The sequence below is a fragment of the Teichococcus coralli genome (assembly GCF_009829925.1).
GTDB lineage: Bacteria > Pseudomonadota > Alphaproteobacteria > Acetobacterales > Acetobacteraceae > Pseudoroseomonas > Pseudoroseomonas coralli.
The window spans coordinates 45308-56429 of record NZ_SNVJ01000024.1 but is presented as its reverse complement, the minus strand read 5'-3'; the positions used below and the strand labels follow the sequence as shown (position 1 = coordinate 56429).

Annotated in this window: 7 protein-coding genes; 3 read left to right on the top strand and 4 right to left on the bottom strand. The window is 68.3% G+C overall.

What is annotated here, in order from left to right; genetic code table 11:
• On the bottom strand, positions 1-939 hold a 939-nt coding region (locus E0493_RS20115; RefSeq protein WP_160939053.1), incomplete at its 3' end, for a hypothetical protein.
• A 388-nt stretch (positions 940-1327) separates the two neighbouring features.
• Between E0493_RS20115 and E0493_RS20110 the strand changes: the two genes are divergently transcribed.
• Positions 1328-2278, top strand: coding sequence for a recombinase family protein (locus E0493_RS20110; RefSeq protein WP_160939052.1), 951 nt, complete (start codon positions 1328-1330; stop codon positions 2276-2278).
• A gap of 261 nt (positions 2279-2539) precedes the next feature.
• Here the strand turns inward: E0493_RS20110 and E0493_RS23975 are convergent, their stop codons facing one another.
• Positions 2540-3550, bottom strand: coding sequence for a TauD/TfdA family dioxygenase (locus tag E0493_RS23975; RefSeq protein ID WP_160939051.1), 1011 nt, complete (start codon positions 3548-3550; stop codon positions 2540-2542).
• A gap of 155 nt (positions 3551-3705) precedes the next feature.
• Between E0493_RS23975 and E0493_RS20100 the strand changes: the two genes are divergently transcribed.
• Together E0493_RS20100 and E0493_RS20095 are read left to right on the top strand one after the other, a co-directional pair.
• Complete coding sequence (locus E0493_RS20100; protein ID WP_160939050.1) at positions 3706-4794, top strand: hypothetical protein; 1089 nt, start codon at positions 3706-3708, stop codon at positions 4792-4794.
• Between the two features lie 179 nt (positions 4795-4973).
• Complete coding sequence (locus tag E0493_RS20095; RefSeq protein WP_160939049.1) at positions 4974-8198, top strand: ATP-dependent helicase; 3225 nt, start codon at positions 4974-4976, stop codon at positions 8196-8198.
• 327 nt (positions 8199-8525) lie between these two features.
• Here the strand turns inward: E0493_RS20095 and E0493_RS20090 are convergent, their stop codons facing one another.
• Positions 8526-9452, bottom strand: coding sequence for a replication protein RepA (locus tag E0493_RS20090; protein WP_160939048.1), 927 nt, complete (start codon positions 9450-9452; stop codon positions 8526-8528).
• Between the two features lie 587 nt (positions 9453-10039).
• The gene (locus E0493_RS20085; protein WP_160939047.1) at positions 10040-10693 is read right to left on the bottom strand and encodes a ParA family protein; all 654 of its coding nucleotides are present in this window, start codon (positions 10691-10693) and stop codon (positions 10040-10042) included.
• Between the last annotated feature and the right edge of the window lie 429 nt (positions 10694-11122).

Here is an 11122-nt window from a genome sequence, read left to right as displayed (position 1 = left end):
CCTGGGCACCGGCCGGCGCGGCGCCGCGGCGGCCGCGCGCAGCGGCGCCAGGCCGGCGAGGCCGAACAGCCGGCGGCTGTGGCGGTGCGTCACCTCCACCGCCACCCCGCGGCGGACCAGGTCGTCGAGGATCGCGCCGGCCGCCTTCACCGACAGGCCCAGCGCGGCGGCCAGCGTGGTGGCCGAGACGAGCGGGACGGCGGCGAGCAGGTCCACCGCCGCGGGCGTGCGCGAGGTCCTGCGCCGCCCGGCGGCCACCGCCGCCCGCGCCGCGCGCCAGCGCCGCTCCATCTCGACGAGCAGGTCCAGCGCCGCCCCGGCCTCGGCGGCCACCGCCCGCAGGAAGGCCGGGATCCAGAGCGACGGCTCCCAGGGCTGGCCGGGCCCGAGCGCCGCCGCCCCGGTGAGCGGCAGCGGCGCGCGCAGCAGGCCCACCGCTTCCCAGCGCCGCACCAGCGCGGCGCGCAGCGGCGGGCGCGCCCCGCCGTGTTCGAGCCAGCGCCAGGCGCCCCAGGCGGCGTCGAGCAACGGGACGCCGGTGGGGCGCGCGACCTCCAGCGCGGCCAGCGCCGCCCGCACCTCGCCTTCCGCCGCGAGGCCGGGTGCGGCGAGCCAGCCGTGGTAGTCGAGCGCGAGGCGCGCGGCGTCGTGGAGCGCGCCCGCGTCCATCGCCCGCGCGCTGTCCCGCATCGCCCGTAGCGGCAGGCCCTCCAGCACGGCGGCGAGATGCCAGGGATCGATCAGGGCCCCGTCCGCCGCGGCCTGGCGCCGCGCCGCGTCGAGGCGGGCGCGATGCAGCAGCGCCTCCCGCAGCGGGTGCAGGGGGACAACCGCGTCGAGACGCGCGACCGCCGCGCTGGCCGCGGCGAGCGCCGCCAGCAGGGCGGGGTCGCCCAGCGGCGGGGGGCCGTCATGCCGCGTCCTGACCAACAGGGCCATCGGCATCCCCTCCCCTCGGTTGCGCGCTGAATTTACCCTAACCAACCATTAGCTTCAAAGAAGGGCTTTTAATGCCGCCGTGCGGCCGGAGCCTGGCCCGCCGGGTCTCGGACCTAGCGCCGCCCCGCGCCACGCTGGCCAGTTAGCCGCCCTGGCGCGCGGCCCCGTCGCTCTTGATGCGCCGGCAAAGGACCGGTTTGTCAGGCACTTACCCGGGCGTCGAAGGCAAGCGGGCCAGAAAATCCTGCTGGGCCGGGCTAGCTATTCATGACGTCCTGGCGGGCCGACGGCCCTTGGAACCGCCGCCAAACACATGTTTCGTGACAACTTCCGCAATTGTAATCTGCGGCGTCCGGGTGCCCCGAAACAGAGAGCCGGAGACCGCGAGATGCCCAAGGCCATCGGATATGCCCGGGTCAGCACCGACGACCAGCGCACCCTGCGCCAAGTCGACGAACTGCGCGCCGCCGGCTGCGGCGACGTGCTGGAGGAGCGGGCGTCCGGTGGGGACCGAAGCCGGCCGGTCCTGGCGGCCCTCCTGCGCCGGCTTGGCCGCGGCGACACCCTGGTCGTCACCAAGCTGGACCGGTTGGCCCGGTCTCTCGAGCACCTGCTCGAGGTCGTCCGCGGGCTGGAGGCGAAGGGGGCCTACCTCCGGGTCCTCGGCGACCCGATCGACACCGCGACCCCCCAGGGACGCTTGGTGCTGCAGATGCTCGGCGCCGTGGCCGAGTTCGAGCGCGCGCTGATCCGGGAGCGGGTCGTCAGCGGCCTGGCGCGGGCGGCTCGTGAGGGTCGCCGAGGCGGCAACCCGGCCATCCGCGCGCGCGATCCTGACGCGCTCCGGCGGCTCCAGCATGCCCGGGAGGACGCCTACCTCGCCCAGGTGTCAGCCAGCGCCGACGCATGGCTGCCTCTGGTGGCGAAGCTGCGCCTCGAGGAGGGCCGCACCTGGGACGACGTGGTCCGAGCCGTGAACGTCCGCCTGTCCGCCAAAGGGGCGGCGGCGCCTCTCTGGACGCAGGCGCGGCTGGTCCGGGCGGTCCGGGCCCTGGTGCGCGACGGCTTGGCGCCTGCCGAGTTGCTCCAGGCCCGGGGCCACAAGCGGACGACCGCCGTCAGCGAGCGCAACACCGCCCTGCGGACCGTCGCGGCCATCGTGAGCGAGAGCCCGGACGCAACGCTGCGGGCGATCGGCGACCGGCTCTCTGCGCTTCGCCTCTACCCTCAGCGCGGCGGCACCCACTGGTCGACCTCCTCCGTGGCGCATCTCTTGAAGACCGCCAAAAGGCAGAGCCTGCTCCAACCACCTCCGCTTCGCGGAGGCGTGGCCGACTGATCGGCGGTGATCACGCCCTTCCGTGTCGGGCCGTCCGCCGTCCCGCCGGCCCTGGCAACCCTCGCACAAAAGCAGACTGGGCACCTGATGCCGACCAGCCAGTACCGAAACGCTAGCGCAAAAGCCTTCCGGATCTGGCGGCAGGAGACGGGCGCCCAGTTTGCAGTGTGAGGATCAGCGGGGGGCTGCCGTCCGCCCGAACACAGCCCTCGCCTCAACAAGGTGACGATGCCCGATCAGTCTATCGGCAAGGCGCAGTCATTAGAGGTGGAGGTGCGCCGGATCGCCGTGCCGGTGACTGCCGGTGGTGTCGCTCATCCATCCGTAGGTGCGCAGCAGCCATCGGGTGACTCCCCCGACACCGGGCCCCGGCGCCGCGCGGCCGTGAATGACCTGCCTGTTGTGGATCATGCAGATATCCCCTGGCCCCACCACCACGTTGGTGTAGAGCCCGAGCAGAGCGGCGGCGAACGCCTCCAACGCTTCGCACGCCACAGGCGGCGCCTCGTCCGACACCGTCACGCTACTATGGCTGAAGCGCATGGAGACACCGTGGCGGGGCTCTCCACAACTCAATAGAGGAGCACCGACCCGGGGGCGCCCGTTCACGAAAGTCCTCTGGGGCGCGATGTTAAACCACGGCTCCTGCATCGCCTGGTACTGGTCATCCGTCAGGCGGTCCAAGGCCGACGACACCGGCGCAAGCCTTGTCATCGTGCCGGATGGATTGCGAAGGCCCACCAGCACCAAGAGGTCAGGAGCGGGCGATTGCTCCTCTCCACCAGCAGCGAACTCGGTCGGGAACGGCAGCGACACTCCGTCGGTGTGCCCTCTCATCGACTTGGTGGACCGCTCGGCCAAACCGGCGCCCGCCACTCCAGCAGACTGGGCGACCAGGTTCACGAACGCGGCGCCGTTGTTCTCGGACTGGTATGAGACCAGCCGCGCCCCGGCCAAGGACATGAGGCCAACCGTTGCCCATGCGAGTGGCCACCAAGCGTTGTGCCGGAGCGGCGGGAAATCCGTAGGGGTTTCGGGCAGCGAGCCCAGGTCGATCCCGGTACGTATGACGAGCCACGGTTGCTGGCCATCCGCGAAATGCCGAAGGGTGATCGCGTCGCTATGCGAGAGCACGCCCTGCATGGCAGCACCGGCCTCGGCGCGTAGTCCCACGGGGTCGAGGCAGGGGTCGCCGGTCGGGAGGGCGGCGAGGGCAGCAGGCAGCCGCGCCGGATCGATTGCGATTTCCTGGATGGCATCAAGAACGGACACTGTCGGCCTCTCAGACTGCCCCGCCTTTCTGCGGCATCACCACCCCGGTTGCAATTTCACCGCGTTTCGGTGAATCTCACCGCATAGCCGGTGAACATCGGCCTGCGACGAAGTCGGCTCCTTGTTGGAGCTCGGCAAGCGAGGGGTAGCAGATCATGGTGAGGCAGCAGGGCGCAGGGCACGCCACCGGCGGCGACATGGACAGCGCCCGATCGAATCCTTCCACCAAGTTGGCCCGGAGCGACCTCGAACAGGTCGTCAGAGCAGTCATGCGTCATGACTTCCACGAGCCATCGCGAACCCACATCGTCTGGTGCCCGGGTGTGGGCCGGAATGGCGCCAAGGGGTTCGGCGATGCCGCCGACGAGGCGCACCGCATGTTCCTCAGGCGGATCGGCGAACTCCTCGACGCGGCGTCCCCGACCGACCTGCAGCGCTGGAGTGCCAACCTCGCCCGCAGCAAGGCCGAGAGTTCGAGGGAGGCGCAGATCCGTTCGCTTGCGGCTCGGGAACGCATGGGCGCCTACAGCCTCGGCCTCGACCCCGCACAGGTCACCCTCCTCGCCGACGCGCCAGGCGTTCCGGCCTCGAACCAAGCCATCGTGGACGCGCTGCGCGCGGGTCTGGCCGCGTTCCGGGCCGCTGCCGACCGGACCACGCGCGACGATGTCGTGGCAGCCATCTCAGCGAATGAGAGCAAGCTTCGCGTCGGGCGGCAGGGCCGCGGCGACGAAACGATCTACCGAACCGTGAGGATGGACGCGGAAACCCACGCGAGGCTTCAGCTCCAGGCGCACGAGATCGGGGTAAAGCTTCAGGAGCTGTGCCGGTACGTGCTCGCCCTCGCCCTCGAGAGCCGCGCCCCCACCCAGAACCAGGATGACGGAGCCACCGCATTCAACGCCAAGCCGCGTGGCAACCCCTTCGTGGACCTGAGCACTCAGCAGTTCGCCCAGGTGGCGAAGGACGCGCGCATGTCGAGGACGGTGCTCAGCGCCATCAGGGATGGACGGGTCGTAGGTCTGCCAGGGGTCGTTGCCGAGCGCATCGGCAGGGCCATGCCGACACCTGTACCCGCGAATGACATCATCCTCCACGCATGCTCAGGGGCGCGGCTTCCGCCAGCCATGGCGGCTAAGGCGAAGCGAAAGCCCACTGCATTCGCAAGCGCCATGACACTGGAGGAGGTCGCGCGCGAGGCTGGGATGACCGCCGACGCCATTCAGCACATGCTGGCCGACTGATCCGGCGCGCGGCGGTGAATTCCTTCGACGCCGCGCGCTTCGCGGCACGCGCCCTCCGCCAGGCCGTCTCGTCGACGGCAGGGACGTCTGACATCCTGGCTCTCGCGGAGGTAGCTGCGGGCCATCTCGGGTTCGAGGTCAGTTGGGTGCCCGCTAGAAGCCCGCTCCTAAACGGGACGATGGCGCTCCTGGACCCTCAGGCGGGAACCATCGTCTGCGCGAACCGCGGAGGCGGCGGCGAGCGGGCCCTGCTCCTGGCCCACGAGTTGGGGCACGAGGCTGTCCACCGCCTGACCGCCGGTTACGACATGTCGGTCGCCGCAGGGCGGGCTGGGACGGCCGCGGTCCGTCTCACCGACTACGGCCCGCGGGAGCGGCGCGAACTCGAGGCCGAGGTGTTCGCGCGGGAGTTCGCCCTGCCCCGTGACGAGGCCCGCCGGATGCACATCGCCGGTGGGTTGACCGCGGCCTCCATCGTCGCCAGCACGGGGCTTCCCCGCGGCGTGGTGGAGAGGCAGCTCTTGGACTCGCTGCTGCTGCCCGACGTGGAGGCGCCCTCCCCTGCCCCGAAGACTTCGCCCGGCCTGGATCGCTCCCAAGAAGCCGCGGTGTCGCACACCGGCGGCCCACTGCTGCTATCCGCCGGTCCAGGGACGGGAAAGACGCGCACGATGGTCGCGCGAATCCTCCATCTTGTCCGGGCGGGCGTGGACCCGGCGTCGATCCTTGTGCTCACCTTCTCCGAACGTGCTGCGGCGGAGGCATCCGAAAGGATTTGCGCCGCACTCCCTGACGACGGCGCCCGCGTGTGGGTCGGCACGTTCCACCAGTTCGGCGCCGACATCGTGCGGCGCCACGCCGATCGGCTCGGCCTGCCGGATCGCCCTGTCCTTGTCGACAGCGCCTCGGCTGTTGAGGCCCTGGAGGACCTACTCGCCACCCTTGACCTCAAGCACTACCGGAATCTGTGGTCTCCGGAGAGGCTCCTCAAGGACGTCCTGGGCGCCGTGTCCCGCGCCAAGGACGAGGTCGTGGGACCGCAGCGCTACGCCGAGCTGGCCGCCGCCATGCGTCACGCGGCGGCGGGAAACCCGGAGAAGCTGACGGCTGCGGAGCGGGCCGAGGAGGTGGCGCGTGTCTACGCGGCCTATCAGGGTAAGCTGCAGGCGACGGGTGGCATCGACTACGGCGACATGATCATGCTGCCGACCCTGTTGCTCGAGGACGACCCCGCCCTGGCGGCAGGGCTCCGCGAGCGGCACCGCCACGTCCTGGTGGACGAGTACCAGGACGTCAACCGCGCGAGCATCAGGCTCCTGAAGGCGCTGGTCGGCCGGGGTGACGAACTATGGGCGGTCGGTGACGCCCGGCAAGCCATCTACCGCTTCCGCGGAGCATCCTCCGCCAGCATGTCCCGCTTCGGGGACGACTTTGGTCCCCACGTGGCTCTGGGACTAGACACGAACTACCGCTCCTCGACCGAGGTCGTCCGCGGCTTCGTCGGATTTGCGTCGTCCATGGTCGCGTCCGTGGGAAGCGTTCCCCTGGACCTGACGGCCCGTCGCGGCGCCGCCGGGCATTCGCCGTCGCTCACGGTCTGCCCCGACGACGACGCCGAGCTGGCCGAGGTGGTGGCATGCGTGAAGGAGCTCGCCGAACGTGGGGTGCGTCATGGCCAGCAAGCCGTCCTCTGCCGCGCGAACGCTCGGGTTGAAAAGGTCACGGCCGCGCTCGAGACGGCGGGTATCCCGGTCCTACACATTGGCAATCTGCTGGAGCGCGAGGAGGTGCGGGATCTTTTGAGCCTCCTCAGCCTGGCCGTAGATCCCACCGGCGCGGGCTTGCCACGCGTTGGGGCGCTGCCTCGCTACGACTTGACCCTACAGGACGTGTGCACCCTGGCGTCGGCGCTGCGGCTGGGCGATCGGGCCGCGCTGGAAGCGCTGCCGGACTTGGCGGTTCTCCCCGGCCTTTCGCCGCAGGGTGCGGCAGGCCTTGCCCAGCTGCGGGACGATCTCGCGGGCCTGGGCCCCTTCTCCACGCCATGGGAGTTCCTGACCGCGTACGTCATGGACCGCACAAGGTGGCTGGCGGATCTGGCCGAAGCCGAAGGGATAGCCAGCAGCATGCGCCGCCTCGCCGTCTGGAGACTCCTGGAGACGGTCCGCACGCAGCCTCCGGGAGAGGCTGGGCCGCCCATCAGGCGCTTCATGCAGAGACTGCGGCGGATCGCGCTACTCGGCGAGGCAAAAGGCCTCGGCGACGTGCCGGAGGCGGCCAGGGGCCTCGATGCGGTTCACGTGATGACCGTGCACGGGAGCAAAGGCCTGGAGTTCGAGGCGGTGCACCTGCCGGGCCTTACGGACAAGAGCTTCCCTATGCCCGAGAAGCGCCAGACCTGCCCGCCGCCGCATGGGTTGATCGAGGCGGCCGGACCACAATCCCCCGCCGAGTACGCCGCCGCGGAGGAGGAATGCCTCTTCTTCGTCGCGCTGTCGCGCGCGAAGACCCACCTGCGGCTCTACCAGAGTGATCGAACCGCCGGAAACCGGGCACTGTCGCCGTCGCCATTCCTGGCCAGGATCGTGCCCGCTCCGCTGGTGAAGCGGGGCTCGCCTGCCCTGCCCTCTTCACCAGCCGCAGAACGCACCATTTCCGTGTCGTGGCCCGCTGGCGGCGCGAAGCTGCAGGCCCATCAACTTGAGCAACTCCAGCGTTGCCCGCGCAGGATGCTGCACACCGCCCTGCTCGGCATCGGCGCGGCCCGCCAGACCGGCCCCTTCGCCAAGACCCACGACTGCATGCAACGGCTGCTGAACCGGATAGCTGAGAAAAATTCTGACCTCGGTGGCTCTGGCTTGGCCAGGCTGGAGCAAGCCTTCGAGGCCATCTGGCTGGAGCACGGCCCATGGGATCACGGTTACGCGAAGCAATACCGCGCCCTCGCCTCGAAGCTGCTCGCGGCGCTTCACCGGCAACTCAAGGGCCGGACTTCCATGCAGTCCGCGGCGGTCGTCGTTTATCAAGCCGGTATTCAGGTGCTCGTGCATGCTGAGGATGCATGGACGGTGGCGGGCGAGCGGATCCTGCGCCGCATCCGAACCGGGAGCGGTGGCATCGATGATCTGAACATCGGCTTTGCGCTCCTGATGCTGGCGGCCCAGGCTGAGGGTGACGGTCGCGGCCGCGCTGAGGTGGTCAGCTTGACCGACGACACGGTGCACCCTGTGGACCTCACGTCCAGGAAGCTGAAAAACAGGCTTCAGACCCTGCAGGAGCTTGGCGACCTTCTCCGGCACGGGTCCTTTCCGGCCACAGGCAAGGCTGAGGATTGCCCGCGCTGCCCTCACTGGTTTGCCTGCGGTCGCCTTCCTGCGGGAAATTTGGTGATGACGGGCCGTTAAAGTCCGGAACGGTTTGGCCTACGTCACAGCCTTGCGGCCAAGTCGTTCAGGCGCTCTGGAGGGGGGACTACGGTGAAGGTTGCGGCCGTTGACGGACACTGGAATCCCTGGCTTAGCGTGCGTACCCGTTGGGCCCAGCCCCGGTTGCCACAATGGGCACAGTCCTCAGCGTCTAGGCTCCACAAGTGAGCGCGCCCAGAAGGTTCACTCCCGTCTATAGCTTTGGCAGATCCCTGCGTATCAGATCTCAGTCTTGGCGGCCGTGCGTAGGCTGCCGTCGTTCATGTGAGCCCCAGAGGGTGTGCCTTTTTGCGAGCAGATGGCAGCCTAACGCAATGCCGTCAGCTTAGGGGCAACAGGTGGCCGGGACGGTTTCAGGATGACACCCTGCTCCACGATCTCGATCTTCGCCGCCGGGTAGACCGCCGTAGCTAAGGAGAGAGCCTGGATGAACCGCGGCTTGAAGTGGAACAGTTCCTTGTAGCCGGCGCCAAACTGCGCTTTCAGCGCCTTCCAGGTGACCAGCTTATCGCCAGAAAGCACATGCAGGCGATAGGCGAGCCACAAGTACGCATCCAGGGCGGCCGGGTTGTTGCTGATCGCCCTAATTGCCGCCTCTTCTAGCGGGACGGGGTGCTTCTTGAGCTGCTCGAAGAAGCCCTCGCTGAGTTTGGCAGTCTCCAGGGATAGCCGGCCCTGATGGGGCGAGACATCATCCTCGATGAATAGAGCGCGGTCCACGATGCTCTGGTTGACCAAGCCGACTTTTCCAGAGCCTTGGATATGGAAGGTCAGCCGGCAACGGCTGATGCGCTCGGCCTGGTCGCGGACTGCACGTGCATTGGACCCGCCGATGCTAGCGCCAATCTTCGTGAGCCACTGGCGGAGGCTGCCGCCGAGTTCCACCTCCCGAGAGCCGGTGCGTAGCGCCTCGGTTTGGAGGAAAAGCAGGATCAAGCGGGCGATGGAGCCGTATGGGACGCCAACGTGCTCCATGGGGCCGTTGTCTGCGGAGGGGCGCAGTCCCGGCTCGACAACCAAGCGCACCCGCTCTCCTGCAATCTCCCAGCGGTCACTTGGTCCGAGCCGACGGTGCGGCAGTGCGCATTGTGCCCAGCCGCTAAACGCAAAGCCGAGGCTGCTATCCTCATCGGCCATGTAGAGGCTGGCTGCCTCCACAACGCTTCGGTCCACACCCGCCTGGATGGCGCCGCTTTTGCCCTTCGCCTCCAGCAGATCGTGTACCGTCCCCATGCCTAGACCGCCTTCTCAAAGGGTCCCCTACTTCCTGGCCTTTGTGCCACAGGCCGTGGGGGATCGTCCCTGTGCGGTTTTGCGAGGAAACTATTAGCTAAGATATTTCTATTAGTTTGCTCGCAAGAAGCCACGGGATAACCCCATAAGCCCCTGTTTTATGGCGTCAGCGCCTCGCAAGAAGGCACAGAATCCTCGCAAGAAGCCACACCCGGCTTGTGAGTGAATGGCAGGCGCGCCTCGCAAGAAGCCACACCTGCCGCCCCGACTCGCGAATGCGTTAGCGACGCCCGCGCCGCTTGGTGGACCGATCCTCCAGATCCTCTGGCGCCACCGCAACGCCGGCGTCACGTAGGGCCAGCGTTACGACCTGTTTCATGGTCATTCCGCGTTCTTCGGCCACTGCCGCAATCGCCTCCACGCTGCTCATGCGCAGGCGGAGATTGAGGGTCGTAGGCTCGTCGTTACGTACCGTTGACTCTACGCGTGCAGGTGGTGCCGTAGGGTCGGCGCGCCGTACCAACTCCACTAAGTTGGCTGGGTCTGGAGCCGGCGGAGGCAGAGGCTTAAATTTTGTCCCCACGTCGTTACGCCTCCACGCGCTCACGTGCTTCCGGCATGACGCCAAGGCTGCGCATCTCACGAAGGAGCTTCATTGTCTCGCGCCAAGCTTCCCCGGTGCGGGGCGTCTTGCCGGTGAGGGTCATGGCTTCGAAGTCGGCTCGCCGGCCGAAGGTGGTCTTCAGCATCTGTAGCCCGGCCTCCTGGACCTGCTGGGCGGCGTAGGCGGAAACGGAGGTGGCGCGGATGCCGTTCATGACGACATAGGCCGGGATCTTCCGCCGGGTCGTCACCGAGAGCGAGCGCACCTTCTCCGCAGTCCGGCGTGTCTCGAACAGATCCGCCTCGCTCGACATGCAGGGGATCAGCACCGCGTCGGCACTAGCGATGGCGACGCTACTGCCCAGGTTCTCGAAGCCCGCTGTGTCCACCAGGACCAGCGCATGCCGCTCGCGCATTTCGGCAATCAGGTGCGCCAGGCGGTCCTCGTTCTCCTCGGCCTTGTGAATGATCTCCGGCCCCTCATAGAGGTTAGCCAGCCAGCGGTGCAGTGCCCGGTTCGGGTCCGCGTCAATCACCGCGAAGTTCGCCCCCTCCATGGCCAGGAGTGCGGCCATCATGCGGCCGGTGGTCGTCTTGCCGCATCCCCCCTTCGAGTTCGCAAGCGTCAATACGGGCATGTCCCCACATCCCTGTGTATCCCCGCCACTACGGCTACGCGGTATTGCGTAGCGTCGCAAGCTCGACGACACGGTCTTTCGTAGGTACGTCGTTACGTAGAGCGGGAAAAGAATGGCTACGCGCTCTCCCCGCTATCAAGGCCGCACAGCGCTCCTTGAACAGGGCGAGCTGCACGGTGGGTGCCAACTACAGTGGAGGGGCAGGGCAGCCCACACGCGGCTACCCTGCTCTTTCAGGCTCGCAGGGCGCTACTCGCTCGGCGTGGCGAGCAGGTCCTCGACCTCAACCTTCAGGACCTTGGCCAGCCGCACCAGCGCGACTGCACTACCGGGTTCCTTGCCGCTCTCGATCTCGGAGAGATAGGCAGCGTTGGCCTCGGCCCGGCCGCCGCTGGCGGTAGTCAGGCTCGAAGCCGCACTGTCCAGCGA

Excerpts from the sequence above, each read along its gene's own strand:
- E0493_RS20110 (WP_160939052.1), top strand. The coding sequence starts at position 1,328 with ATGCCCAAGGCCATCGGATATGCCCGGGTCAGCACCGACGACCAGCGC.
- E0493_RS20100 (WP_160939050.1), top strand. The coding sequence starts at position 3,706 with ATGGTGAGGCAGCAGGGCGCAGGGCACGCCACCGGCGGCGACATGGAC.
- E0493_RS20095 (WP_160939049.1), top strand. The coding sequence starts at position 4,974 with ATGGCGCTCCTGGACCCTCAGGCGGGAACCATCGTCTGCGCGAACCGC.
- E0493_RS20090 (WP_160939048.1), bottom strand. The coding sequence starts at position 9,452 with ATGGGGACGGTACACGATCTGCTGGAGGCGAAGGGCAAAAGCGGCGCC.
- E0493_RS20085 (WP_160939047.1), bottom strand. The coding sequence starts at position 10,693 with ATGCCCGTATTGACGCTTGCGAACTCGAAGGGGGGATGCGGCAAGACG.